The sequence below is a fragment of the Enterobacter sp. MF024 genome, from assembly GCF_005843915.1.
GTDB lineage: Bacteria > Pseudomonadota > Gammaproteobacteria > Enterobacterales > Enterobacteriaceae > Enterobacter > Enterobacter barmai.
Window position 1 is genome coordinate 388,115 of sequence record NZ_VCBB01000005.1, and the last position, 23,780, is coordinate 411,894.

The following is a 23,780-nucleotide window of genomic DNA, read 5'->3' on the forward strand; positions in this document are numbered from 1 at the left end:
GTGGTCATGGCGCTGCGTATCGCGCTCAGCGGATTTGTGGTTCTGGTGGTGGCGATGGGAATAGGGCGCTTTGCCTTTACCCCGCAGGTGCCGCTGATGATTGCGGCAGGCGAGCTCACCCTGACCAGCGCCGGGCTGGTGGCGGCGATGAACTATCTCGGCTATCTGGTGGGGGCGTGGGATGCCATGCGCGCGCACCGGTTTGTCGAAGGGCGTTTATGGCTGGGCATAACGGGGGCGGTGGCGCTGACCTTGCTTTCCGCCGTGGCGGATAACGCCATTGTTCATGGCCTGCTGCGCTTTGTGATTGGCTGCATGAGCGGCTGGTCGATGGTGCTTATCGCCGCCTGGACCAACGAACGGCTGGCCCATTTCGGCAAGCCGGGCCTGAGTGCCGCGGTGTTTGCCGGGCCGGGGGCGGGCATTGCGATTAGCGGTCTGCTGGCGGTGTGGATCCAGACCCAGGCGCTGTCGGCCAGCGCCGCCTGGCAAATTTACGGCCTGCTGGCGCTGGTGCTCGTCGCGCTGGTGGCGCGTTACCTGCCGCGTACCGGACATCTGCATCGCCCGGGCACTACGCCGGAGCCGCTGACCCTGACCCGGGATCTGCGTCGTCTGGTCTGGAGCTACAGCCTCGCCGGGTTTGGTTACATCCTCCCGGCGACGTTTCTGTCGCAGATGGCGGCGCTGCGCTTTCCCGGTAGCGCCTTTGCCCAGTTTGTCTGGCCGGTGTTCGGGTTTGCCTCGATGCTGGGGATTGCCCTGAGTATCGCTCTGCGCCACGTCTCTACCAGCCATCGTCGGCTGGCGGTGGTGCTCTGGTTGCAGGCGGTGGGGGTGATTGCCGCCTGGCTGATGCCGGGGATGGCCGGTCTGGTGACCGGTGCGCTGCTGGTCGGCGGCGGATTTTTGTGTGCGGTGCAGCTCTCGTTACTCTACGGGCGCGAGCTGGCGCCGAATCATACGCGTTACATGGCCGGTTTACTCACCACCGGCTATGCGGTCGGGCAGCTGATTGGCCCGATGACCTCGGCACTGTCGAGCTGGCTTACCCATCAGCTTGAGCCCGCGCTGGGCCTTGCCGGTATCGCATTGTTTATTGCGGGCGGACTGGTCTGGCAGCGTCAGGTTGAAAGGTAACGGCAATTGGAATAATTATCGCGGTGAATACTGGATTATGCTCGCCGCCTCACGCACAATGAGTGCACATTTTGCCCCACGGAGGGCAGAAGAGCACCGCACCTGCAGGAGAAAAGAATGTCATCAATGAGTAAAGAAGCAGCACTCGTCCACGAAGCGCTGGTCGCACACGGTCTTGAAACCCCGCTGCGTCCACCGGTTCAGGATCTGGACAACGAAACGCGTAAACGTCTTATTTCCGGACACATGACCGAAATCATGCAGCTGCTCAATCTCGATTTGAGTGATGACAGTCTGATGGAGACCCCGCGTCGCATCGCCAAAATGTATGTCGATGAGATTTTCTCCGGGCTGGATTACGCTAACTTCCCGAAAATCACCGTCATCGAAAACAAGATGAAGGTCGATGAGATGGTGACCGTGCGTGATATCACCCTGACCAGCACCTGTGAACACCATTTCGTGACTATCGACGGTAAAGCGACCGTGGCCTACATCCCGAAAGATGCGGTGATTGGTCTGTCGAAGATTAACCGTATCGTGCAGTTCTTTGCTCAGCGTCCGCAGGTGCAGGAGCGTTTAACCCAGCAGATCCTTATCGCGCTGCAAACGCTGCTTGGCACTAACAACGTGGCGGTATCGATTGATGCGGTGCATTACTGCGTGAAAGCGCGCGGTATTCGTGATGCGACCAGCGCCACCACCACCACCTCGCTGGGCGGTCTGTTCAAATCGAGCCAGAATACCCGCCAGGAGTTCCTGCGCGCCGTACGTCACCACAACTGATCGTCAGGGCAGGGTACATGGAAAGAAATGTCACGCTGGATTTCGTTCGTGGCGTCGCTATTCTGGGTATCCTGCTGCTGAATATAAGCGGCTTCGGTTTGCCGAAAGCCGCTTACCTCAATCCCGCCTGGTATGGCGATATCACCCTCAGCGACGCCTGGACATGGGCTGTGCTGGATCTCTTCGCTCAGGTCAAATTCCTCACCCTGTTTGCGCTGCTGTTCGGGGCAGGCCTTCAGCTATTACTGAAACGTGGTAAACGCTGGATCCAGGCCCGGCTCTCCCTGCTGGTGCTGTTTGGCTTTATTCATGGGCTGCTGTTCTGGGATGGCGACATTCTGCTGGCCTACGGACTGGTGGGGCTGATCTGCTGGCGCATCATCCGCGACGCCCATGATGTCAAAAATCTCTTCAATACCGGCGTTGTGCTGTTCCTTATCGGCGTGGCCATTTTGCTGCTGCTGGGCGTGATCTCCGGCGGCTCAACCAATCGCTCCTGGGTGCCGGATGCGGCCAATCTGCAGTATGAGCAGTACTGGAAGGTAGGCGGCGGTATGGAGGCCATCAGCAACCGGGCGGATATGATCGGAAATACGCTGCTGGCCCTCGGGGCGCAGTATGGCTGGCAGCTGGCAGGCATGATGCTCATCGGCGCTGCGCTGATGCGAACCGGCTGGCTGAAGGGCGAGTTCAGCCAACGCCATTACCGGCGTACCGGGATGTGGCTGGTGCTGGTGGGGCTGGCTATCAACCTTCCGGCGGTGATCGCCCAGTGGTCTGTGGGCTGGGATTATCGCTGGTGCGCCTTCCTGCTGCAGGCGCCGCGCGAGCTGAGCGCCCCGTTCCAGACCATTGGCTATGCCGCGCTGATGTACGGTTACTGGCCGCAGCTCTGCCGTTTCAGGCTGGTGGGGGCGGTGGCCTGCGTCGGTCGCATGGCGCTGAGCAACTATATTTTACAGACGCTGATCTGCACCACGCTGTTCTATCACCTCGGCTTATTTATGAAATTCGATCGCCTGCAGCTGCTCGGCTTTGTTCTGCCCATCTGGCTGGTGAATATTAGTTTCTCGGTTCTCTGGCTGCGTCATTTCCGTCAGGGGCCGCTGGAGTGGCTGTGGCGACAATTGACCGCACGTGCGTCAGGGGTTTCATCAAGTAATACATCCGGATAACGATCTGGATCACAATCATTAACAAAACGGATGTAACCGTTTTCATCCTTGTGACCTTCTTCACGTAGTCCTCCTCTTCTCGCTGCCAGAATAGTCACCTTGCTAAACACAGGGGGTGTCTGTGAGTTGCTGCAATCTAAATAAGGGTGGTGAATATGATCACCATTCGTGACGTCGCGCGTCAGGCGGGCGTTTCTGTCGCCACCGTTTCCCGGGTTCTTAACAATAGCGCGCTGGTCAGTCCGGAGACGCGGGAGTGCGTGATGAAAGCCGTCACGGCGCTGGGCTACCGGCCAAACGCGAACGCCCAGGCGCTGGCAACGCAGGTCAGCGACACCATCGGCGTGGTGGTGATGGATGTGTCGGATTCGTTCTTTGGTGCGCTGGTGAAAGCCGTGGATATGGTCGCCCAGGAGCACAATAAATACGTGCTGATCGGCAACAGCTATCACGAGGCGGAAAAAGAGCGTAACGCCATTGAGGTGTTGATTCGCCAGCGCTGTAACGCCCTGATTGTGCACTCAAAAGCGTTAAGCGATGAAGAGCTTTCCGCGCTGATGGAGCAGATCCCCGGCATGGTACTGATTAACCGAATTGTCCCTGGCTACGCCCATCGCTGCGTCTGCCTTGATAACGTCAGCGGCGCGATGATGGCGACGCGGATGCTGATGAACAACGGCCATCAGCGCATCGGCTATCTGGCCTCCAGCCACCGCATTGAGGATGACGACATGCGCCGGGAAGGCTGGCAGAAAGCCATGCTGGAACAGGGCATTACGGCCTCTGAAAGCTGGATCGGTACCGGCGCGCCGGACATGCAGGGCGGGGAAGCGGCGATGGTGGAACTGCTCGGGCGTAACCTGCAGCTGACCGCCGTCTTTGCCTATAACGACAGTATGGCTGCGGGGGCGCTCACCGCGCTGAAAGATAACGGCATTGCGGTGCCACAGCATCTGTCATTGATTGGTTTCGATGATATCCCGATTGCCCGTTACACGGACCCTCAGCTGACGACGGTTCGCTACCCGATCGCCTCTATGGCGCGCCTGGCCACGGAGCTGGCGTTACAGGGGGCTGCCGGCAAGCTGGATATCAATGCAACACACTGTTTCATGCCGACTTTAGTGCGTCGCCACTCGGTTGCCATTCGGCAAATTGTGGTGCCGATCACTAACTAATAATTCGTCGTGATGTAACCGTTTTCAATTTGTGAGTAAATTCACAGTAACTTAACAATGCGCTGTCTATGATGTCAGCGTTTTAGCAACTGAAACGCTATGTAACGGTGATTAATCACTTTGACTATAGCCAAGGTACGTTAAACAACCAAAAAAACGCATTCTGGAGCGTTACCGACCAAGGAAGATAGAAATTTTATAAGTGGACTTCGGCCGGCAGCAACGTTTCTTTAACATGTGCCCGCCGAGCCTTATTCACACGAACTACCCTGCATAAAAATCGGAGATATCATGAATAAGAAGGTGTTGACTCTGTCTGCTCTTATGGCAAGCATGTTTTTCGGTGCCGCCGCGCACGCTGCAGATAGCCGTATTGGTGTGACTATCTATAAGTATGACGACAACTTTATGTCTGTTGTGCGTAAGGCAATCGAGAAAGAAGGCAAAGGTGCGCCAGACGTTCAGCTGCTGATGAATGACTCCCAGAATGACCAGTCCAAACAGAACGACCAGATCGACGTTCTGCTGGCGAAAGGCGTGAAAGCACTGGCAATCAACCTGGTTGACCCGGCTGCTGCAGGTACCGTTATCGAGAAAGCACGTGGCCAGAACGTGCCAGTGGTGTTCTTCAACAAAGAACCTTCCCGTAAAGCGCTGGATAGCTACGACAAAGCGTTCTACGTCGGTACTGACTCCAAAGAATCCGGCATTATTCAGGGCGACCTGATTGCTAAACACTGGGCGGCTAACCCGAACTGGGATCTGAACAAAGATGGTCAGGTTCAGTTCGTACTGCTGAAAGGCGAACCGGGCCACCCGGACGCTGAAGCACGTACCACCTACGTTATCAAAGAGCTGAACGACAAGGGCCTGAAAACCCAGCAGCTGGCATTAGATACCGCAATGTGGGACACCGCTCAGGCGAAAGACAAGATGGACGCATGGCTGTCCGGTCCTAACGCTAACAAAATTGAAGTGGTTATCGCAAACAACGATGCGATGGCAATGGGCGCGGTAGAAGCACTGAAAGCACACAACAAATCTTCTATCCCGGTATTTGGTGTGGATGCCCTGCCTGAAGCACTGGCTCTGGTTAAATCTGGCGCAATGGCCGGTACCGTGCTGAACGATGCTAACAACCAGGCGAAAGCCACCTTCGATCTGGCGAAAAACCTGGCAGAAGGCAAAGGCGCTGCTGACGGTACTAACTGGAAAATCGAGAATAAAGTTGTTCGCGTACCGTACGTTGGCGTAGATCAGGAAAACCTGGCGCAGTTCACCGGTAAATAAGTTATTGCATTCCACTGGGCGCAGTTTCTGCGCCCTTTTATCACGCGACGCGAGGCCGAGAAGGTATAATTATGGTCAGCACAACGACTCAGTCGTCCGGTGAATTCTTGTTGGAAATGAGCGGTATCAACAAGTCTTTTCCCGGTGTTAAAGCACTGGATAATGTTAATTTAAAAGTACGGCCTCACTCCATTCATGCATTAATGGGGGAGAACGGTGCGGGTAAATCAACGTTATTGAAATGCTTATTTGGGATCTATCAAAAAGATTCTGGCAGCATTCTTTTTCAGGGGAAAGAGATCGATTTCCATTCCGCCAAAGAGGCACTGGAAAACGGTATTTCGATGGTTCACCAGGAACTTAACCTGGTACTTCAGCGTTCTGTTATGGACAATATGTGGCTGGGTCGTTATCCGACCAAAGGCGTATTTGTCGATCAGGACAAAATGTATCGCGACACCAAAGCTATTTTTGATGAACTGGATATTGATATCGATCCGCGCGCGCGCGTCGGTACCTTATCTGTTTCACAGATGCAGATGATCGAAATCGCCAAGGCTTTCTCCTATAACGCCAAAATCGTTATTATGGATGAGCCAACCTCTTCGTTAACGGAGAAAGAGGTGAACCATCTGTTCACCATTATCCGTAAGCTGAAAGATCGCGGTTGCGGCATCGTTTATATCTCCCACAAAATGGAAGAGATCTTCCAGTTGTGCGATGAGATTACGGTCCTGCGTGACGGCCAGTGGATTGCCACCCAGCCGCTGGAAGGGCTGGACATGGACAAGATCATCGCCATGATGGTTGGCCGCTCCCTGAACCAGCGTTTCCCGAACAAAGAGAACAAGCCGGGCGAAGTGATTCTGGAAGTCCGCAACCTCACGTCGTTGCGCCAGCCTTCAATCCGCGATATCTCCTTCGATCTGCATAAAGGGGAGATCCTCGGGATTGCCGGTCTGGTGGGCGCCAAGCGTACCGATATCGTCGAAACGCTGTTTGGTATTCGCGAGAAATCGGGCGGGACAATCACTCTGCACGGGAAAAAGATTAATAACCACAACGCCAACGAAGCCATTAACCACGGCTTTGCGCTGGTAACGGAAGAGCGCCGCTCGACCGGTATTTATGCCTATCTGGATATTAACTTTAACTCCTTAATTTCGAATATTCATAATTACAAAAACAAAATCGGTCTGCTGGATAATTCCCGCATGAAGAGCGATACCCAGTGGGTAATTGACTCCATGCGCGTAAAAACCCCAGGACATCGCACGCAAATTGGCTCGCTCTCCGGTGGTAACCAGCAGAAGGTTATTATTGGACGCTGGTTGTTAACCCAGCCTGAAATTCTGATGCTGGATGAACCTACCCGCGGTATCGACGTAGGTGCAAAATTTGAAATCTATCAGCTGATTGCTGAATTAGCCAAGAAAGATAAAGGGATTATTATTATTTCTTCCGAAATGCCGGAATTGTTAGGGATCACAGATCGTATTCTGGTTATGAGCAATGGTCTCGTTGCCGGAATTGTTGACACCAAAACGACAACGCAAAACGAAATTTTGCGTCTTGCGTCTTTGCACCTTTAAGATCAGGGGCTCCTCATGAGTGCGTTAAATAAGAAAAGTTTTCTTACTTATCTGAAAGAAGGCGGTATTTACGTTGTTCTTTTAGTTTTACTGGCCATTATTATTTTCCAGGACCCGACCTTCTTAAGTCTGCTGAACTTAAGTAACATTCTGACCCAGTCTTCGGTGCGTATTATTATCGCCCTGGGCGTGGCGGGTCTGATCGTCACCCAGGGTACTGACCTGTCAGCCGGTCGTCAGGTTGGTCTGGCGGCGGTGGTCGCGGCAACGCTCCTGCAGTCGATGGAAAACGCCAACAAGGTGTTCCCGGAAATGGCAACCATGCCAATTTTCCTGGTGATCCTGATTGTCTGCGCCATCGGTGCCATCATTGGCCTGATTAACGGCATCATCATCGCGTACCTGAACGTTACGCCGTTCATTACGACTCTCGGCACGATGATCATCGTTTACGGCATCAACTCCCTGTATTACGACTTCGTGGGCGCATCGCCGATTTCCGGTTTCGACAGCGGCTTCTCGACCTTCACGCAGGGCTTTATCGCGATGGGCAGCTTCCGCCTTTCCTACATCACCTTCTACGCGCTGATTGCGGTGGCGTTCGTCTGGATCCTGTGGAACAAAACCCGCTTCGGTAAGAACATCTTCGCTATCGGTGGTAACCCGGAAGCGGCGAAAGTCTCCGGTGTTAACGTTGCGCTGAACCTGCTGGTTATCTATGCCCTGTCCGGCGTGTTCTACGCCTTCGGTGGTCTGCTGGAAGCGGGTCGTATCGGCTCCGCCACCAACAACCTCGGCTTTATGTATGAGCTGGATGCGATTGCCGCCTGCGTGGTAGGTGGCGTGTCGTTCAGCGGTGGCGTGGGTACCGTACTGGGTGTGGTAACCGGTGTGATCATCTTCACCGTTATCAACTACGGCCTGACCTACATCGGCGTGAACCCTTACTGGCAGTACATCATCAAAGGCGCGATCATTATCTTCGCCGTTGCGCTGGACTCCCTGAAGTACGCGCGTAAGAAGTAATTATCCTGTCGCTGAAAAACCCGCTCACGAGCGGGTTTTTTTATGCTTGCTGTGGTTCATTGCCTAACAGTGAAACGAGGAGTGATTTTGAGGTGGGTACCAGCCCGGTTTCCAGTCCGAACGGTTTAAAAACCTTATTAATCATCTCCACAGAAAAATTGCCTTTATCATTTTCCACTTCTGATAATGTCTTACGCGCCACCTTTACCAGACGAGCATAATCATCCTGCCGCAGCCCCAGAACCTCCAGCCTGAGTCGCTTCAGTGCCTGGCCTTGCGTGACCTTCCCCAGCAACAGATCCAAAATAATGGCATGCATCACCGATTTACGATCCAGCGTGTTGACCCTGGGTTTAGTGGGTGAAAATCGTTGACTGCCTGATCCTGTTAAATTCGCTTCACTCTCTTCAGGAAGAGGAGAAGAGGGGAGGCGCCGATTGCGGCTGCGTAGATTTGCCAGCGTGGCACTCAGGTCTGACTGTTTCTTATCAGAAGGTTTCATAGCAATTTCCAGCGCGTCAGTTTATCGGCGATAAAGTTAAAGCCTGTGGCGGGCATCTCAAGGATCTGTTCTGGCACACCTCTTTCCTGCAGGCGGGCTTTAAGTCCAACAAGCTGCGCTGACGTTTCTCTTAACGCCGCGCTCAGTTGGGAGGCAGGAACTAAATCAGACAACGCCTGAGCGATGCCGGTGAAATCGTACTCACCGCCTGATTCGTAAGGTAATGACCATTTCGTTGAGCGTGGGATCCCTTCCGGGTCTGCTTTCATGGGGGCAAAATCGTATATCGGAGCCAGATAAATGGCATTTTCCGTTTTGATAAAAGCGGTATTTCGACCGTGATTGTCACTGTTGGCGAACACGATATTCAGCAGGTCCCGGCGAACCCATTCGATGACAAAGGCGGGGATATCGAAATCATATCCCTGCTCGCGACACATATTACTGCGGGCAATTTTGTCGATTAATGTGCGAATCGTCGTTTCATGATCGAGCGTAACGCCCGGGCCCTTTTGCAACATGGAATAGACGGACTCCATCCCCAGCTTGATGAGCTCTCCCTGCGCGCTTCTGGCGATATCAAATCGGGGCAACCATAAAGAAGGGTAGCTTTGACCCTCTGTTAGCTTCATCCCTTCAATGGGGATGGTGCTGAACCCCATGGCGGTCAGTTCATGATAATAATGAAATTCAGCGCGTAATATATTGCAGTCGATTTCATTTCTCGCACCCCGGGGGTACTTAACCAGATAATAACTGTCCTGATTATCAGGGCTGTTTTGCCAGGTATCTATCCAGATCCGTTGTTCCTGGCTGCACCGTAACAATAATTTTGGCGCTTCCCCGCCAGCACCCGTTGCCCCACCAGCAGCCGCGCCCCTTTCCTGAGCATAATCGAGAAAATCGGCGGCGCGGTTAATCACATCCTCTACCGTAAAATAGTGCGTCTCTGCCTGCGGATGGTAATCGGGAACGGATTCTTTAATGCGCAGATTACCCACAGGAGACATCGTGCCATATTTCAGCAGGATAAAATTTTGCTGACCCATGGGCAGATCGTTAATGTCGAGGTAGTTCATCCAGTAACGACGACTTGCGCCGCTTGGGATGATGTCATCCAGGAATCTCAGCCAGCCGGGTTTGCCTCCATCATCAAAGTACAGGGAGACAGGATAATTCAGGGAGACGGCATGATGATCGTCGTTGTCGAGGAAATCTATAGCATAATCAGAGAGATAGTTTACCTCTGTGGTTCGCCAGTCGTCATTATCACTATAAGGGAAAGTGACAATCGCAATATCTTGCCATTCACTGTCCAGCCACGCCTGTATTGTTAATGACTCCATCATCATCTCCACTTTCACGGATGAGTAAAATATTACGCATTAACCAGCAATTTTCCAGTTAATGTAACTTAAGTTACTCATAAGTGAAGGTGAGAAGATTTAATGTGTGCTATGTAACACATTAAACGTGGAGGGTTATTTCTTCTTCTGCATTTCCAGCAGCTGGTCAGGTGTTACCGCCGGATAACCCTGGGCATCGGCCGGGACTTCCGTCATTGCCGGGATCGGCACCAGCGGACCCAGGAATCGTGGTTCACGTTTAAAGACATAGAGATCCGCCAGCGCCCCCAGGCGAGCGCCAAATTCGCGTACCCGGACGGTGAGCATGTCTTTCGGTGACGGAACCGCATAGCACTGCGCCTGAATGCCCATATGCAGGGCGATAAACAGCGCACGCTCGCAGTGGAAACGCTGGGTGATGATGATGAAATCGTTGGTATCAAACACCTTACGGGTGCGGACAATGGAATCGAGGGTCCGGAAACCGGCGTAGTCGAGCACGATATCGGCCGGGTCAACGCCTGCGGCAATCAAATCCTTGCGCATGGTGACCGGCTCGTTATAGCTCTGGAGCGCGTTATCGCCGCTCAGCAGCAGATAATTAACTTTGCCGCTGTTATAAGCGTTGAGCGCCCCCTGAATGCGGTAACGGTAATACTGGTTGATCACCCCGGTGCGGTAATACTTGGCGGTACCGAGCACCACGCCGACCTGACGGTAGGGCAGATCCTGAAGGTCATCGAAGATATAAGGAGCCGTTTTCCAGCTCATCCAGCGGTCGAGGCCAAGCGCAGTCAACAGCACGATGCCGATCAGGACAACCAGGCTGTAAAACACGCGCTTTAACATACAGATGACTCTTACCAAAGGTGAAATTTCACTCAGGCTACTTTACCCGTCTGGTAAGCGCAAGAAACGGCGGTTTAATTGGGGGGATTTTCATCAGTTGAGCGGGCATTGCTGCCCGCATCAGAGACTTACGCCAGCAGTACGCGATCGATACTGGTACAACCCAGGGCGCGCAGCGTGGCTGCGGTAGCATCCCACTGGATCAGCGGCGCATCGGCTTTTTCCGCCAGAATGGCGCGCTGGATATCCGGGTAGTCGTAACCGTTCAGGCTGAGCAGGTTCAGCGCACCCTGCAACGGCGGCAGCGTCGGGTTAAAGGCGGCGTTTTCGGCATAGCTGCCGGTAAAGATACGCCCGTCACGACACTCCAGCGCCACGCCGCTCGGGGAGTTACTGTACGGCGCGTGCGCCTTGTTGGCGGCAAGAATGGCGGCCTGAGCCAGTTCGTCTCCGCTTAAGGCGTAACCGTGATCCTGCTCATCCATCAGCAGGGATTTAATCTCGAGATCTTTTGGTCCGAACGCATCCGGCAGGTAATCCGCCAGCGTATGCGGGGCGCGACCCGGCAGGTTGATACGCAGCTCTAAACCGCTGTTGAGTTCGTTCATAAACTGACGGCAGTGGCCGCACGGGGTGTAGTTGACGGTGATTGCCTGCAGGGCTTTTTCACCGCGCAGCCAGGCGTGGCTGATGGCGCTCTGTTCAGCGTGAACGGTCTGCTGCATGGTGGCGCCGAGAAACTCCATATTGCCGCCGAAGTACCAGGTGCCGCTCACGCCGCGGGCAATGGCACCCACGTTGAAATGCGAAAGGTCAGCACGGGCGCAGGACGCCGCCAGCGGCAGAAGCGCAAAGGCCAGCGCGTCATCATCCAGCTCTGTAGCACGTTTCAGCCCGGCGACCTGTGTAGCCGTCAGCAGGGCGGGGAAGTGTGCATCCGCCAGAATCGGGGCCAGGGCTGACTGCAAATTCTCTGCAAGCTGAGCGAAAGCTGATTGAAAACGTGGATGCATGGCGATGTCTCATAAAGGTTAATGGATCGGTAGTGTACGGAGCCGTTGGGGCTTTATATGTGATTTAGATCTCATTATGTGTGCAACTTATGAAACTCAAATGAAAAATGCGCGACACGTCGCAAATTTTAGCCCACTACCGCCAGAATAATCGGGAACAGGAACGGCGCGATCAGCGAGGTCAAAATCCCGCAGATCACCAGCGCCAGAGAACTGAACGCTCCTTCCTGATAATCCAGCTCCGCACAGCGGGCGGTGCCGAGGGCGTGTGAGGCGGTGCCCATCGCCAGACCGCGGGCCGATTTGGTGCGAATGCGCATGGCATTCAGCAGCGTATGGCCTAATACCGCACCCAGAATACCAACATAAATCACGCACACGGCGCTGATCGCCGGAATGCCACCGAGGCTGCCGCCCACCGCCATCGCGATCGGCGTGGTCACCGATTTCGGCAGAATGGAGGCCGCAATTTCCGGCGTTGCGCCCATCAGCAGCGCCACTGAGGTGCCGGTGATCATTGCCACCACGCTGCCGGCCAGGCAGATGGTAATAATTGATTTCCAGCGGGCGCGGATCTGGTGCAGCTGTTCGTACAGCGGAAACGCCAGCGCCACCACCGCAGGCTGCAGCAGGTCGTTGAGCACCTTGCTGCCCTGGAAATATTTCGCGTAGGGAATGCCGGTTAGCAGCAGGAAAGGAATGATCACCACCATCGCCACCAGCAGCGGGTTGAGAAGGGGGAACTTCAGGCGCACCGCCAGCTTGCGGGCGGCGAAGAAGACCGCAATGGTAAGCGGCAGGGACCACCAGATATTAGCCATCATTTTTTCTGTCCTTTCTGCCCAACCACGTTACGTTCTCCGTGCGCAAGATGCGTGCTCCAGCTGACCACTAAAAACACCACCAGGGTGCTGATAGTGCAGGAGACGAATATCGGACCAAACTGCGCGCTCAGCAGATCGTAATACTGCATCACGCCCACACCGATGGGGACGAACAGCAGCGCCATATAGCGGATCAGCACCGAACAGCCGGGCTTAACCCAGTTTGCCGGGAGGATTTGCAGCGCAAGCAGCACAAACAGGATCAACATGCCAATAATGCTGCCGGGGATGGTGATTGGCAGCAGGGAGGCGAGAAAAATACCGGCGTACAGGCAGGCATATATCAGGACGAACGCGCGCAGGTACTGCCAGACGACTATCAGAGATTTATTCATGGTGAAAGCCCTTGATGAAACGCATTCATCATACAATTAAAACCGGAAACGTGCTACGGATCACATCATGACTTTTGAGCATACCAGACATTCCCATCCGGAACCCTGGGCATTCCCCCGGGAACAGGGGTAAAAACATTATAAATCAGTCTGGTTCCGCGAGCCCCGAAACAGGGCTTTCCACCGTTACACAGAGCAGATACCATAGCGCGTCTTTTTTTACGGGTACTGATATGCGTGTATTACTGGCACCGATGGAAGGCGTGCTCGATTCGCTGGTGCGCGAGCTGCTGACCGACGTTAACGATTATGATCTCTGCATCACCGAGTTCCTGCGGGTGGTGGATATGTTGTTGCCGGTAAAATCGTTTTACAGACTCTGCCCGGAGCTGCATCGCCAGAGCCGTACCGCCTCCGGTACGCTGGTGCGCGTTCAGCTATTAGGCCAATATCCCGAGTGGCTGGCGGAAAACGCCGCCCGCGCCGTCGAGCTGGGATCCTGGGGCGTGGATCTCAACTGCGGCTGCCCGTCGAAAATGGTTAACGGCAGCGGCGGCGGGGCCACGCTGCTCAAAGATCCCGAGCTTATCTACCGTGGCGCAAAAGCGATGCGCGAAGCGGTGCCCTCGCATCTGCCGGTGACGGTGAAGGTGCGCCTCGGCTGGGACAGCGGCGACAGGCAGTTTGAAATTGCCGACGCCGTGCAGCAGGCGGGAGCCACCGAGTTGGTGGTGCACGGGCGCACCAAAGAAGATGGCTACAAAGCTGAACGCATCAACTGGCAGGCCATCGGCGAGATCCGCAAACGTCTGACCATCCCGGTGGTGGCGAACGGCGAGATCTGGGATCGCGAGAGCGCCCTGGCGTGCATGGCGGCAACCGGCTGCGATGCCATTATGATCGGGCGCGGGGCGCTGAACGTGCCTAACCTCAGCCGGGTGATTAAATACGACGAGCCGCGCATGCCGTGGCCGGACGTTGTAACCCTGCTAAAGAAATACTCCCGCCTCGAAAAGCAGGGCGACACCGGCCTGTATCACGTGGCGCGCATCAAACAGTGGCTGAGCTATCTGCGCAAAGAGTACGACGAGGCCCTGGATCTGTTCCAGGAGATCCGCACCCTGCAAACCTCGGCGGATATCGCCCGGGCGATCCAGGCGAAGTAACAGTTCGATCTGCGTCACGTTTTTTAGCGGGGCGCATTGTGGCTCAGAACGAAACTGATAAAGTGCGTTAACTGGATTGTTACTGCTGCGGCAGGCAAAACCTGATTTTCTGGCTTCTGCCGGAGGTCAGGTTTTTTTGTTTCTGGGGCATGGAATGAAAATCGCCAAAATACTGAATAACAATGTGGTGGTTGTTCTGGATGAACAGGGGCGCGAACAGGTGGTGATGGGCCGTGGGCTGGGCTTTCAGAAACGCATCGGCGACGTGGTCCCGAAAGAGAACATCGAGAAAGTGTTTGCCCTGCAAAGTGACGAGCTGGTGCATCGGCTGGGGGAGTTACTCAGCCAGATCCCGCTTGAGGTGATGACCACCTGCGACCGCATTATCGGGCTGGCGACGCAGCGGCTGGGCAAACTGCAGGAGAGTCTGTACATCACCTTAACCGACCACTGCTACTTTGCCATTGAGCGGCAGAAAAAGGGACTGGCGATCAAAAACGTCCTGCTGTGGGAGATAAAGCGGCTCTACCCGAAAGAGTTTGAGCTGGGCCAGGAGGCCCGGGCGATCATCGCGAAACGGCTGGAGGTACAGCTGGATGAAGATGAAGCCGGATTTATTGCCCTGCATCTGGTCACCGCCCAGCTGCACAGCGAGATGCCGGAAGTGATGCATGTCACCCGGGTAATGCAGGAGATCCTGCAGCTGGTGAAGTACAGCCTGCAGCTGGAGTATGACGAAGAGTCGCTCAGCTATCAGCGCTTCGTCACCCATCTGAAGTTTTTTGCCCAGCGGATGCTGACCCGCACCGTGGTGGCCGATGACGACGCGTCGCTGCATTCGGCGGTAAAGGACAACTACGCGAAGGCGTGGGGCTGTGCCGAGAAAATAGCCCGGCATCTGCAAAAGAGTTATCAGCGCGAGCTGACCACCGAAGAGATTATGTTTCTCACCATTCATATTGAGCGCGTGAGAAAAGAGGGGCGCTAAGTCCCCACAACTGGATTGTTACTGCATAACGCAGGCAAAACCTGAGCGCGGCTCCCGAAAGGGCGTCGTTCTCGGGTTTTTTTTATTTTCAGGACTCAGTCAAACCCTGCCTGCGGGCAGTGAAGAAGGATAAAGAGATGGAATATCAAGCACTGGCGAAGGATATTCTCGCCCACGTGGGCGGCAAAGAGAACATCGTCAGCCTGGTTCATTGCGCGACCCGGCTGCGTTTCAAACTGAAAGAGCCACTGCGTGCGAACGCCGAAGGGCTAAAGCAAAACCCGGGCGTGATCATGGTGGTGGAGAGCGGCGGGCAGTTCCAGGTGGTGATCGGCAACCACGTCCACGATGTCTGGCAGGCGGTGCGCAGCGAAGCGGGCCTCAGTGACGAGACGCCGGTGGCGGATAGCGCAGGGGAGAAGGGCAACCCCCTGAACCAGCTGATCGACATTGTGTCTGGCATTTTTACCCCGTTTATCGGCATCCTGGCTGCCTCCGGTATCCTGAAAGGGCTGCTGGCGCTGGCGGTGGTCTGCGGCTGGCTGGCTACCGACAGCGGCACTTACAAAATCTGGTTTGCCGCCAGCGATGCGCTGTTCTTCTTCTTCCCGCTGGTGCTGGGCTACACCGCCGGGAAAAAGTTTGGCGGCAACCCGTTTATCACGATGGTGATTGGCGGGGCGCTGGTCCATCCGGTGATGATTCAGGCCTTTGAGGCCAGCCAGCAGGCCGGGGCGGCTGGGGACGCCTTCCTGTCCATTCCGGTGACCTGGTTTAATTACAGCTCATCGGTCATTCCGATCATTCTCGCGGCGTGGGTGAGCTGCTGGCTGGAAAAACAGAGCGCAAAACGCCTGCCGTCGGCAATGAAAAACTTCTTCACGCCGCTTATCTGCCTGGGGGTGACGGTGCCGCTCACTTTCCTGGCGATTGGCCCGGTCGCCACCTTGCTCAGCCAGATGCTGGCCAACGGCTATCAGTGGGTTTACGCGCTGGCGCCCTGGCTGGCGGGCGCGGCGATGGGTGCCCTGTGGCAGGTCTGCGTGATCTTCGGTCTGCACTGGGGGCTGGTGCCGCTGATGATCAACAACCTGGCGGTGCTGGGGCACGACTCCATGCTGCCGATGCTGCTGCCTGCCGTATTCGGCCAGGTCGGGGCGGCGCTGGGGGTATTCCTGCGCACCCGTGATGCCCGGCAGAAGATGCTGGCGGGCTCTTCGGTGACGGCGGGGATCTTCGGCATTACCGAACCCGCGGTCTATGGCGTCAATCTGCCGCTGCGCCGTCCGTTTATTTTTGGCTGCGTGGCCGGGGCCATCGGTGGGGCGATTGTCGGCTTCAGCGATACGCACGTCTACTCCTTCGGTTTTGGCAATATCTTCACCATTGCGCAGATGATTCCGCCTGGCGGCGTCGATGCCACCCTGTGGGGCGGCGTTCTCGGATTACTGGTCGCGCTGCTGCTGAGCTGCGTGCTGACGATGGTGGCCGGGATGCCGCGCCGCGCGGCAGAAGCGACGCCGGTCGCCGTCACTGCGGGTGAAAACGATGTCCTGTCACCGATGAACGGTAGCGTGCTGGCACTGGATCAGGTGCCGGACGCCACCTTCGCCAGCGGCCTGCTCGGACAGGGCGCGGCGATTATTCCCGCCGACAACAAGGTCATCGCCCCTTTTGCCGGGGAGGTTGCCTCGCTGTTTGCCACTAAACATGCCATCGGCCTGCTGAGCGACAGCGGCATCGAAGTGCTGATCCACGTCGGGATCGACACCGTGAAGCTCGACGGCAAGCCGTTTACCGCCCACGTAAAGGTGGGGGACAAAGTGCAGCCGGGCGATCTGCTGCTGGAGTTCGATCGCCAGGCCATTATCGATGCCGGATACGATCTGGCGACACCCATTATTATCAGTAACAGCGACGACTACAGCGAGGTCGTTACCGTGGCAGCAACCGCTGTCCAGGCTGGCGCGCCGCTGCTGTGCGTCAGCCATCAATAACAGGAGAAGAGAATGAAAACGTTCCCGGATAATTTCTTATGGGGCGGCGCGGTTGCCGCTAATCAGGTCGAAGGCGCTTACCTGGAAGATGGCAAAGGTCTCTCTACCTCTGACGTTCAGCCCCAGGGGGTGTTTGGCCCGGTGGTGGAGCGCGTGGCGGGCGACAGCGGCATTAAGGATGTGGCCATCGATTTTTATCATCGCTACCCCGAGGACATCCAGCTGTTCGCCGAAATGGGCTTCAGCTGCCTGCGCGTCTCCATTGCCTGGACGCGTATCTTCCCGAACGGCGACGAGCAGCAGCCCAACGAAGCCGGACTGGCCTTCTACGATAAGCTGTTTGACGAGCTGGCGGCGCACAACATCACGCCGCTGGTGACCCTCTCACACTACGAGATGCCGTGGAGGCTGGTGAAACAGTACGGCGGCTGGGGCAGCCGCCGGGTGATTGGCTTCTTCGAACATTATGCCCGCACCGTCTTCACCCGCTATCAGGATAAGGTGAAGCTGTGGCTCACCTTCAACGAGATCAACATGTCCCTGCACGCGCCGATGACCGGCGTTGGCCTGCCGGAAACCAGCAGCAAGGCGGAAGTGTATCAGGCGATTCACCATCAGCTGGTGGCGAGCGCGCTGGCGGTGAAGGCCTGCCACGAAATCATCCCGGACGCGAAAATTGGCAATATGCTGCTGGGTGGCCTGGTCTATCCACTGACCTGCAAGCCGGACGATGTGCTGGAAGCCTTGCAGGAAAACCGCGCCTGGCAGTTCTTCGGCGACGTGCAGTGCCGCGGGGCGTATCCGGGCTATATGCTGCGTTTCTTCCGCGATAACGGCATTGAGCTCGACATTACCGATGCCGATCGCGAGGCGCTGAAATCGACCATCGATTTTATCTCCTTCAGCTACTACATGACCGGCTGCGTCACCACCGATGAAGCGCTGAACCAGCAGGCGCGCGCCAATATTCTGAATATGGTGCCGAATCCGTACCTGGCAAGCTCTGAGTGGGGCTGGCAGATCGATCCGGTCGGCCTACGCACCCTGCTGAACGTGCTCTGGGATCGCTATCAGAAGCCGCTGTTTATTGTCGAGAACGGTCTGGGTGCCAAAGACAAGCCGGACGCCGATGGCGTGGTGCAGGATGATTACCGTATCAGCTACCTCAACGACCACCTGGTGCAGGTGCGTGAGGCCATTGACGACGGGGTGGAGGTGATGGGCTACACCAGCTGGGGGCCGATTGACCTGGTGAGCGCCTCCAAAGCCGAGCTCTCCAAACGCTACGGTTTTATCTATGTCGATCGTGACGACAGCGGCGCTGGCACCCTGGCGCGCAGTCGTAAGAAGAGTTTTTACTGGTATCAGGAGGTGATTGCGACCAATGGCGCTTCGCTGAAAGCGTAATCACCGCAAGGGCCCGGTGCTATGCCGGGCACCTTTGCCGGATATGTAAAGGTATGACAAATTGTGCATTGCCACCCATTCCTAAAAAAAGGAGACGAAGCGGGCGTATTTTGCAGCCTTCTTTTTTGGGTGAATAACGTGATGAAACGTTCGAGTTTTTATTTCTGCTGCCTGCCTCTCTCTCTTCTTCTGGTTGCCTGTGCGCCCGGCCACGATACGGCGGCGTCGCTGCCTCAACAGATCCCTGCCGCGAAAATTGACACCGGGCTCACTGCCGGTCAGTGGCCAAAAAACAGCTGGTGGGAAGATTTTCACGATCCCGAACTCACCAGCCTTATCATCAGAGCGCTGGCCGATGCGCCGGATATGAATATTGCCCGTCAGCGCATTACCCTTGCCGAAGCCCAGGCCAGAATGGCGATGGCCGCCGATGGTCCGGAAGTGGATTTTTCCGCCGATGCCGAGTGGCAGAAAATGTCCGCCGAAGGGCTGATGGGGCCCTTTGCGATAACCGATCCGGCAGCCGGAACCACCGGCCCCTGGTACACTAACGGCACCTTCGGCTTAACCGCGGGCTGGGATCTGGATCTGTGGGGCAAAAACCGCGCTCAGGTTGAATCCCGCATCGGCAAGGTCAACGCGCAACAGGCGGAGCTGGAACAGACCCGCCAGCTGCTTGCCAGCAGCGTGGCGCGCCTGTACTGGGAGTGGCAGACCGAGGCGGCCATCGGGCATGTGTTAACCACTATCAAGCAGGAACAGCTGGCGATCGTTGGCACCGACCGCGAGCTGTATCAGCATGGCATTACCTCTTCCGTGGAAGGGGTCGAAACCGACATCAACGCCAGCAAAACCGATGAGCGGCTGGCGGAGGTGACCGGGAAGATGAAAGCCATCGAAGCGCGTCTGGAGGCGCTCACTAATGCCCCGACGGTGAAGCTGACCCCGCATGCCTTGCCTGCGGTAGAGAGCCACCTGCCTTCCACCCTGGGCTATGAATTACTGGCCCGCCGTCCTGATTTACAGGAGGCGCACTGGTACATCGAGGCCTCGCTGCGCGAGGTAGACGCGGCGAAAGCGGCGTTTTATCCCGACGTAAATTTAATGGCGTTTCTGCAACAGGACGCACTGCACTTAAGCGATCTGTTCCGCTCCTCGGCGCAGCAGATGGGCGTCACCGCCGGTCTGACCCTGCCGATTTTCGACAGCGGACGCCTGAACGCCAACCTCGATATCGCCCAGGCGCAAAGCAACCTGTCGATCGCGAACTACAACAAAGCGGTGGTGGAGGCGGTCAATCAGGTGGCCCGCAGCGCCAGCGAGGTGGAAACGCTGATGGCGAAAAACAGACACCAGCAGCGCGTGGAAGCCGATGCCGCGCGGATGGTGGCCCTGGCGCAGGCGCGTTTCAACGCCGGGATCGTCGCTGGCGCGCGGGTCAGCGAAGCCAGAATTCCCGCCCTGCAGGAGCAGGTGGCCGGGCTGACCCTGCAGGGGCAGTACGTTGACGCCACCCTGCAGCTCATCTCCGCCCTGGGCGGCGGCTATCACCACGGGTAGAAAATGAGAAGTAACTATACTTATCTCTTTGTCTTTTATTATTCCGGAGGTGAGTATGGGTTCAACCAATCGTGTAGCTATTGTAACGGCATCGGATTCGGGGATCGGCAAAACCACGGCGCTGATGCTGGCGGAGCGTGGGTTTGATATTGGCGTGACCTGGCACTCGGACGAAGAAGGGGCGATGAAAACCTGTCGTGAGATCGAGGCCCGGGGGCAGCGGGCAGAGGCCATTCAGCTCGATCTCAGCCAGCTGCCGGACGGAGCGAAAGCCATCGAGACGCTGATTGAACGCTTCGGGCGTATCGACGTGCTGGTCAATAACGCCGGGGCGATGACCAAAGCGGCGTTTCTCGATATGGAGTATGACCAGTGGCGGTCGATTTTTAGCGTCGACGTGGATGGGGCGTTTCTCTGCTCGCAGATCGCCGCCCGTCAGATGGTGAAGCAGGGGGAGGGCGGACGTATCGTCAACATCACCTCGGTGCATGAGCATACCCCGCTGCCGGAGGCCAGCGCCTACACCTCAGCCAAACACGCCCTCGGCGGCCTGACCAAGTCGATGGCGATGGAGCTGGTGCATCACAACATTCTGGTTAACGCCGTGGCGCCGGGAGCGATTGCCACGCCGATGAACAACATGGACGACAGCGAGGTCGAGCCTGGCTCCATGCCAAACATTCCTCTGGCAAGGCCGGGACATACCAAAGAGATCGCCAGCCTGGTCGCCTGGCTGTGTGACTCTGATGCCAGCTACGCCACCGGTCAGTCGTTTATCGTCGACGGCGGCTTTATGCTGGGCAATCCGCAGTTTAAACCGGAGCAGTAATTTTTAGCGGCGATCCCGGCGTTTCAGCCACCAGCGCACCGCGAAGACCAGCACCAGCACCACAATAAGCCAGATCCAGTGGCGCAGGTGCTGGTCCAGGGCGTGCAGCCACGGCTCCAGCACTTCACCGCCCACATAGCCCAGAGTGGTGAAAATCAGCGCCCAGACGATGGCCCCTACAATGTTCAGCGGCAGGAAGATTTTCGGTGGCAGGCGGCTGGCACCGATCAGCAGTGGGCCGATGATGCGAAAGCCGTACATAAAGCGGGTGCCGATGACGAAAAGATAGGGGTGGCGCTGGATCAACTGCTGAGCACGGTCGATTTTCTTCTGATGGCGGGAAAAGCGTCGCAGGATCGTCGGACCAAACCGCACCCCAATCAGGTAAAGAAGCTGGTCGCCGATCATGCCGCCCAGTGCCACCGCGGCCACCACCAGAGGAAAGCGAAGCAATCCCTGATGCGCCGCCACGCCACCCAGCAGGGTGATGGTTTCGCCTTCCGCTATGCTGCCGATAACCAGCGCGGCATAGCCATACTGTGCAATGAGAGTATTGATATCCATACGTTAAGCGTAGCGCAGGAAACGTTAACGTAATAACAACCAGCCGATTAAACCAATAACGGGGACGATGAGCCCGCAAAACAGGGCGCCTGTCGCCCAGACAAACGGGCCTAACTCTTCTTCTTTTTTGATATTGTCAAAGCGCGCCAGCGCGTGCTGACCATCAGGGGCGGTAATCTCTTCAAACTGCCTGATATACCCCTGTTCAATCAACATCCTGGCGCCCTGCACGTCGGCTTTATCCAGCGCCGCGACGTTATTTCCCTTTTTGAAAAAAATGAATTCCGCCATCTGAGATTCCCTCCCGTAAGCTGCTGTTTAGCAGGGATTAATATACCAGAGCGCTGAACCCGCCGGTGCATTTTTAGGCTGTATAAAAAATAATCTCAGGCCTGCATTATACTTGAGTTATCGCTAGCGGGCCGACAACAAGGGGGCGTTATGAACCATGTCTGGGGACTCTTTTCCCATCCCGATCGTGAAATGCACGTGATCAGAAGCGAAAACGAAACGGTCAGTCATCACTATACCCACCATGTGCTGCTGATGGCCGCCGTACCGGTGATTTGCGCGTTTATTGGTACCACGCAAATCGGCTGGGATTTTGACGACGGCAATGTCGTAAAACTCTCATGGATGACCGGCCTGGCGCTGGCCGTGGTGTTTTACGCCCTGATGCTGGCGGGCGTGGCGGCAATGGGGCGGGTGATTTACTGGATGGCGCGCCGGTATCCGCAACGGCCATCGCTGACACACTGCATGGTATTCGCTGGTTACGTGGCAACCCCGCTGTTTCTGAGTGGGATTGTGGCGCTCTACCCGATCGTCTGGCTGTGTGCGCTGGTGGGGACGCTTGCGCTCTGTTACACCGGCTATCTGCTCTATATCGGCATTCCGACCTTCCTGAGTATCAACAAAGAAGAGGGGCGCAGTTTTTCCGGCTCGACCCTCGCCATCGGCGTGCTGCTGCTGGAAGTGCTGCTGGCGCTGACGGTTATTCTTTGGGGTTATGGATATCGTCTCTTCTGAGGTCACTGCATTGCTGGCGTAAATGCCAGCAATGCAGCATCTGTTCACGATTAACTACTGGTAGCAAGGCATCCGGACGGCTATGATGCCTTAGCCAGCCCGTGTTCTCGCTTCGGCCCGGGCGGCGTACGTTATTACGTGCATGAATAATTATCCGAAATCTCACCATGCTGAAATTCCGCGTTTCTTTACTGAGTCTTGCACTGTTGCTGGCTGTGCCAGTGGCGACCCCTGCGATCGCCAAACCTGCCGCTGTGGCTACGGCGGCCCAGCCGGAGATTGCCTCCGGTAGCGCCATGATCGTCGATCTGGAAACCAACAAGGTGATCTACTCCAGCCACCCGAATCTGGTGCGCCCGATTGCTTCTATTACCAAATTAATGACCGCGATGGTGGTGCTGGATGCACGGCTGCCGCTGGATGAAAAACTGCGCGTCGACATCAGTCAGACGCCGGAAATGAAAGGGATTTACTCCCGCGTGCGTCTGAACAGCGAAATCAGCCGCAAGAACATGCTGCTGCTGGCGCTGATGTCCTCGGAAAACCGCGCCGCCGCAAGCCTGGCGCACCACTATCCGGGCGGCTATGACGCCTTTATCCGCGCCATGAACGCCAAAGCGAAGGCACTGGGGATGACCCAGACGCGCTTTGTGGAGCCAACCGGCCTGTCGATCCATAACGTCTCGACGGCGCAGGATCTGACGAAGATGCTGATCGCCAGCAAGCAGTATCCGCTGATCGGCCAGCTCAGCACCACCCGTGAAGAGATGGCGACCTTCTCGAACCCGGCCTATACCCTGCCGTTTCGTAACACCAACCACCTGGTCTACCGCGATAACTGGAATATCCAGCTGACCAAAACCGGCTTTACCAACGCCGCGGGCCACTGTCTGGTGATGCGGACGGTCTTTAACGGCAAGCCGGTCGCGCTGGTGGTGATGGATGCGTTTGGCAAATATACCCACTTTGCCGACGCCAGCCGTCTGCGTACCTGGATTGAAACCGGAAAAGTCACCCCGGTTCCGGCCGCGGCCCTGAGCTACAAAAAGCAGAAAGCCGCGCAGATGGCCACCGCGCAGAACGATTGAGCTGGGTTTAATGCCCGGCGGCGCTGCGCTTGCACG

Annotated in this window: 22 protein-coding genes and 1 pseudogene; 15 read left to right on the plus strand and 8 right to left on the minus strand. The window is 56.3% G+C overall.

The annotated features are described in order from the left end of the window. Window positions 1-6: 6 nt before the first annotated feature. From FFB58_RS11245 to mglC, 7 genes are all read left to right on the plus strand, one after another. Window positions 7-1,140, plus strand: a complete 1,134-nt coding sequence (locus FFB58_RS11245) for a YbfB/YjiJ family MFS transporter (RefSeq protein WP_138369914.1) — start codon at window positions 7-9, stop codon at window positions 1,138-1,140. A gap of 117 nt (window positions 1,141-1,257) precedes the next feature. Further along, the gene (gene folE / locus FFB58_RS11250) at window positions 1,258-1,926 is read left to right on the plus strand and encodes a GTP cyclohydrolase I FolE (RefSeq protein WP_039031058.1); all 669 of its coding nucleotides are present in this window, start codon (window positions 1,258-1,260) and stop codon (window positions 1,924-1,926) included. Window positions 1,927-1,943: 17 nt separating this feature from the next. Beyond that, entirely contained in the window at window positions 1,944-3,101 is a 1,158-nt protein-coding gene (yeiB, locus tag FFB58_RS11255) for a DUF418 domain-containing protein YeiB (RefSeq protein ID WP_138369915.1), read from the plus strand. 155 nt (window positions 3,102-3,256) lie between these two features. After that, a complete protein-coding gene (gene galS / locus FFB58_RS11260) occupies window positions 3,257-4,279 on the plus strand; it encodes an HTH-type transcriptional regulator GalS (RefSeq protein ID WP_138369916.1) in 1,023 nt (340 codons plus the stop codon). Between the two features lie 291 nt (window positions 4,280-4,570). Beyond that, the gene (gene mglB / locus FFB58_RS11265) at window positions 4,571-5,569 is read left to right on the plus strand and encodes a galactose/glucose ABC transporter substrate-binding protein MglB (RefSeq protein ID WP_039031061.1); all 999 of its coding nucleotides are present in this window, start codon (window positions 4,571-4,573) and stop codon (window positions 5,567-5,569) included. Between the two features lie 71 nt (window positions 5,570-5,640). Further along, the gene (mglA, locus tag FFB58_RS11270; protein ID WP_039031062.1) at window positions 5,641-7,161 is read left to right on the plus strand and encodes a galactose/methyl galactoside ABC transporter ATP-binding protein MglA; all 1,521 of its coding nucleotides are present in this window, start codon (window positions 5,641-5,643) and stop codon (window positions 7,159-7,161) included. A gap of 15 nt (window positions 7,162-7,176) precedes the next feature. After that, window positions 7,177-8,187, plus strand: a complete 1,011-nt coding sequence (mglC, locus tag FFB58_RS11275) for a galactose/methyl galactoside ABC transporter permease MglC (protein WP_039031063.1) — start codon at window positions 7,177-7,179, stop codon at window positions 8,185-8,187. A 40-nt stretch (window positions 8,188-8,227) separates the two neighbouring features. Here mglC and FFB58_RS11280 read toward each other — a convergent pair whose 3' ends face one another. The 6 genes from FFB58_RS11280 to FFB58_RS11305 form a co-directional block, all read right to left on the minus strand. After that, window positions 8,228-8,689: a helix-turn-helix transcriptional regulator gene (locus FFB58_RS11280; protein ID WP_138369917.1), complete on the minus strand. Its 462-nt coding sequence runs from the start codon at window positions 8,687-8,689 to the stop codon at window positions 8,228-8,230. After that, entirely contained in the window at window positions 8,686-10,035 is a 1,350-nt protein-coding gene (locus FFB58_RS11285) for a HipA domain-containing protein (protein WP_138369918.1), read from the minus strand. Before FFB58_RS11285 ends, FFB58_RS11280 begins: the two co-directional genes overlap by 4 nt. Window positions 10,036-10,170: 135 nt before the next feature. Next, the gene (sanA, locus tag FFB58_RS11290; RefSeq protein WP_039031064.1) at window positions 10,171-10,884 is read right to left on the minus strand and encodes an outer membrane permeability protein SanA; all 714 of its coding nucleotides are present in this window, start codon (window positions 10,882-10,884) and stop codon (window positions 10,171-10,173) included. A 128-nt stretch (window positions 10,885-11,012) separates the two neighbouring features. Next, window positions 11,013-11,897 carry a cytidine deaminase gene (gene cdd / locus FFB58_RS11295; protein WP_138369919.1) on the minus strand — a complete coding sequence of 295 codons (885 nt, stop codon included), beginning with the start codon at window positions 11,895-11,897 and terminating at the stop codon, window positions 11,013-11,015. A gap of 128 nt (window positions 11,898-12,025) precedes the next feature. Continuing rightward, the gene (locus tag FFB58_RS11300; RefSeq protein WP_138369920.1) at window positions 12,026-12,721 is read right to left on the minus strand and encodes a CidB/LrgB family autolysis modulator; all 696 of its coding nucleotides are present in this window, start codon (window positions 12,719-12,721) and stop codon (window positions 12,026-12,028) included. Continuing rightward, a complete protein-coding gene (locus FFB58_RS11305) occupies window positions 12,718-13,116 on the minus strand; it encodes a CidA/LrgA family protein (RefSeq protein ID WP_039031067.1) in 399 nt (132 codons plus the stop codon). Before FFB58_RS11305 ends, FFB58_RS11300 begins: the two co-directional genes overlap by 4 nt. 233 nt (window positions 13,117-13,349) lie before the next feature. On the opposite strand from FFB58_RS11305, the gene dusC reads away from it, so the two are divergent. From dusC to FFB58_RS11335, 6 genes and pseudogenes are all read left to right on the plus strand, one after another. Continuing rightward, window positions 13,350-14,282: a tRNA dihydrouridine(16) synthase DusC gene (gene dusC / locus FFB58_RS11310; protein WP_039031068.1), complete on the plus strand. Its 933-nt coding sequence runs from the start codon at window positions 13,350-13,352 to the stop codon at window positions 14,280-14,282. A gap of 154 nt (window positions 14,283-14,436) precedes the next feature. After that, window positions 14,437-15,270, plus strand: a complete 834-nt coding sequence (gene licT, locus FFB58_RS11315; RefSeq protein WP_138369921.1) for a BglG family transcription antiterminator LicT — start codon at window positions 14,437-14,439, stop codon at window positions 15,268-15,270. A gap of 25 nt (window positions 15,271-15,295) precedes the next feature. Further along, a pseudogene (bglF, locus tag FFB58_RS11320) lies at window positions 15,296-17,267 on the plus strand (PTS beta-glucoside transporter subunit IIABC). A 12-nt stretch (window positions 17,268-17,279) separates the two neighbouring features. Further along, on the plus strand, window positions 17,280-18,674 hold the full coding sequence (gene ascB / locus FFB58_RS11325) for a 6-phospho-beta-glucosidase (RefSeq protein ID WP_039031071.1): 1,395 nt from the start codon (window positions 17,280-17,282) through the stop codon (window positions 18,672-18,674). Between the two features lie 141 nt (window positions 18,675-18,815). Next, window positions 18,816-20,234, plus strand: coding sequence for a multidrug resistance outer membrane protein MdtQ (gene mdtQ, locus FFB58_RS11330; protein ID WP_138369923.1), 1,419 nt, complete (start codon window positions 18,816-18,818; stop codon window positions 20,232-20,234). 55 nt (window positions 20,235-20,289) lie between these two features. Next, window positions 20,290-21,063 (plus strand): SDR family oxidoreductase, encoded by a 774-nt coding sequence (locus FFB58_RS11335; RefSeq protein WP_138369924.1) that lies wholly within the window; start codon window positions 20,290-20,292, stop codon window positions 21,061-21,063. Window positions 21,064-21,066: 3 nt separating this feature from the next. Here the strand turns inward: FFB58_RS11335 and FFB58_RS11340 are convergent, their stop codons facing one another. Beyond that, window positions 21,067-21,627: a DedA family protein gene (locus FFB58_RS11340; RefSeq protein WP_039031074.1), complete on the minus strand. Its 561-nt coding sequence runs from the start codon at window positions 21,625-21,627 to the stop codon at window positions 21,067-21,069. Window positions 21,628-21,651: 24 nt separating this feature from the next. Further along, window positions 21,652-21,918, minus strand: coding sequence for a hypothetical protein (locus FFB58_RS11345; protein ID WP_138369925.1), 267 nt, complete (start codon window positions 21,916-21,918; stop codon window positions 21,652-21,654). Window positions 21,919-22,068: 150 nt separating this feature from the next. Here FFB58_RS11345 and FFB58_RS11350 point away from each other — a divergent pair, with 150 nt between their 5' ends. Next, on the plus strand, window positions 22,069-22,656 hold the full coding sequence (locus tag FFB58_RS11350; protein ID WP_039031076.1) for a Yip1 family protein: 588 nt from the start codon (window positions 22,069-22,071) through the stop codon (window positions 22,654-22,656). Window positions 22,657-22,823: 167 nt separating this feature from the next. Further along, window positions 22,824-23,744, plus strand: a complete 921-nt coding sequence (pbpG, locus tag FFB58_RS11355; RefSeq protein WP_138369926.1) for a D-alanyl-D-alanine endopeptidase — start codon at window positions 22,824-22,826, stop codon at window positions 23,742-23,744. The last annotated feature ends 36 nt before the right edge of the window (window positions 23,745-23,780 follow it).